This window comes from Acetobacter senegalensis (genome assembly GCF_001580995.1).
Taxonomy (GTDB): Bacteria; Pseudomonadota; Alphaproteobacteria; order Acetobacterales; family Acetobacteraceae; genus Acetobacter; species Acetobacter senegalensis.
Genome location: NZ_LHZU01000048.1, coordinates 1 through 2,661, shown reverse-complemented (window position 1 = coordinate 2,661; position 2,661 = coordinate 1). Strand labels below are relative to the sequence as shown.

General features: G+C 53.3%; 3 protein-coding genes. 2 read left to right on the top strand and 1 reads right to left on the bottom strand.

Translation table 11 applies throughout. The features are described from left to right. The coding region (locus AD948_RS00355) for a DNA helicase UvrA (RefSeq protein ID WP_082782226.1) at positions 1-414 on the top strand (414 nt) is incomplete at its 5' end. Positions 415-506: 92 nt separating this feature from the next. Continuing rightward, positions 507-1,736, top strand: a complete 1,230-nt coding sequence (locus AD948_RS00350; protein WP_061470235.1) for a lipase family protein — start codon at positions 507-509, stop codon at positions 1,734-1,736. A gap of 249 nt (positions 1,737-1,985) precedes the next feature. Here AD948_RS00350 and AD948_RS00345 read toward each other — a convergent pair whose 3' ends face one another. Then, positions 1,986-2,423 carry an NUDIX hydrolase gene (locus tag AD948_RS00345; protein ID WP_082782225.1) on the bottom strand — a complete coding sequence of 146 codons (438 nt, stop codon included), beginning with the start codon at positions 2,421-2,423 and terminating at the stop codon, positions 1,986-1,988. Between the last annotated feature and the right edge of the window lie 238 nt (positions 2,424-2,661).

The following is a 2,661-nucleotide window of genomic DNA, read 5'->3' as shown; positions in this document are numbered from 1 at the left end:
GCTCTGTCCCATGGGTTTGAAACATTGCGGGAGGGCGGGCTGGGATATCTGCGTCTTGGCCAACCGGCAACGGAACTTTCCGGCGGTGAAGCACAGCGCATCAAACTGGCGACAGAACTGCAAAAACGCAGGGCGGGCCATGTTCTGTATGTGCTGGATGAACCCACCACAGGCTTGCATCCGGCTGATGTGGACCGGTTGCTTAAACAGCTTCAGCGGTTGGTGGACCAGAACAACAGCGTGGTTCTGGCTGAACATGACATGCGTGTGGTTGCCGCGAGCGACTGGGTTATTGATATGGGGCCCGGTGCAGGAGAGGACGGGGGACATATTGTAGCCAGCGGAACACCATGTGACGTTTCAGTTAATCCCCACAGTCAAACGGCTCCGTTCCTTGCCCGTTATGTAAAGTAAGGTAGGGTGTAAGGAAGACTTACAGAGTATTGGGAATAGATACGTCAGTAAGGCTGCAAGGATATAACAGAGCTGAAGAGGGTGACTGGCGGATGGTAGAAAATTTTCGGCGTAAGACGCTTGGTTTCAGGACGCTCCTTGCAGCAGGAGCCATGAGCATTTTGCTGAGCGCTTGCGCGGCGTCAGAACACAAATCGGCACCTGCTTCTGTTAAAGCGCCCGGTCAGTTGATTGAAACCGCACCATTGGATGCGCAACTGAGTCTGCCCGGTGCGGCTCGGTCCCTGAAAATAACCTATCTTTCCACCAACGGCATTACCGGATCAGGCCTTGTGCCGGTAACGGCTGAAGTCATCCTTCCACCGGGTACACCTCCTGCCGGGGGCTGGCCTATTGTCGCGTGGTCGCATGGTACGGTGGGCATTGCGGAATCCTGTGCGCCCTCTCTTCATCCCTATACAGAGCGAAATAGAGATTATCTTTCAGCTTGGATGCAACGCGGTTTTGCCATTGTGGCGACTGATTATCAGGGGCTGGGCGGTGGAGGCCCTCATCCGTATCTGAATGTGCGGACAGAAGCCTATAGTGTGCTTGATTCCGTCCGTGCCGCATTGGCGGGTGTGCCTGGGTTGCAGAACAAGGTCATGTTGGTGGGGCAATCACAGGGGGCAGGGGCAGCATTTGGGGCGGCCGCTTACGCACCAGATTATGCCCCAGACCTCAATATCCGTGGGACAGTCGCCACAGGTATTCCGTACATGACGCCGGAAGTGCTGACTGCGTTGCTGACACATCAGGAGCAGACATCACCCAAGGCAAAGCAGGCCATTCAGAAGCAGGATCCCGTCGTTGCCTACGGGCTGCTTCTAGGGGCTTCTCTGGGTAACATTGATCCAACTTTCAAACCGGAAGAAGCATTTACGCCTAAAGCGATGGATGCGTATCATGCGGCCGCGCAGGTTTGCCTTGCTCCGTTGATGCAGCAGGTCAGCAAAGATGGCCTGACGCGCAGAAATGCATTTACTCCCACAATGGGGAAAGCGCTGGCCCCGGCATTCAAGGGCATGATGTACCCAACATTAGCTTTGAAACAGCCACTATTTGTTGGGACCGGTAGTCAGGATCTGGATGTTGCTGCCAGTTCACAAAAAGCCTTGGTAAAAGCGGCTTGTGCGGCGGGCACAACAGTGCAGGCTCACGTCTATAAAGGGCTTGATCATTCCCAGACCGTTTTGGCCTCACTGCCTGATTCTGCAGCCTTTACTCAAGCTGTCATGGCAGGCGAGCCTGTTTCTGGTAGTTGTACTGCATCTACTCCATAAGTCTTTGCTCGGACTTAAGCCAAAGTAGCCTTCAACTTATTTGAAGTGGTCGGCGTTTAAACGATCCATCAGAATGAACTGATGGATCGTTTTGCGTTTGAGGGCCTTGGTTATTCCTAATTAAAGCCCAGCATATCCGGATTTCGGAATAGCCTTTCAAGTCCTAGAAAACTCCTTAGGGCTATTGGAGAGGCCGAGATGCCATGCCGCTTCCTGTATCTTTCTGATGCTTGCGGGAAAACCGTGTTTTCAGGCGAGCCGGTCTCCACCGCCATCCCGAAGCCGTTTTTGTGCAAGCGGCAGAATATGGTCACGGGTGAGGGGGGCGAGTTCAATGTCAGGAGGGGAAAGTGGATCAATCCACAGAACTTCCTCAATTTCTGCTTCGGGAGAAACCTCGGTAGAGCAGGGCACATAGAAGCAATCTGCCACTACATCCCACCCCGGTTCATTGGCTGCGGGCGCTCTAAAGCTGCCGATATGATCAATGCTCTCAGCCTCGATCTGTAGAGACAATTCTTCTTTCAACTCCCGGACCACAGCCTGGCGTGCTGTTTCTCCTGCATCAAGTTTGCCTCCGGCTTGCATGAAGGCTGTTGTGCCAGCCTTGCGCACGAGCAGGATCTTGCCGTGCGGGTTCATGATCAGTGCGGTCGCAATCCGGATAATGGAGGAGGCGTCTGACAACGAATGAATTCCTTCCGATGGAGGGGGTGGAAAAAATATTTTTGAAGAAAACCGCGGCGATAGAGAAGAGGCGACCCGAAAATCTCGAAAAATCTCGAAAATGAACGATAGTTAATCTTCAGAGTGAGGCTCCAGAGACCTGATTCTGCGCTGTTTCTGGCTGTTGACTGGGGTATTTTGTTTGATTTGCGAGAGGGGTTGACGGTGTGTTGGTGTTAGCTTAGAAAGCGCTTCACCG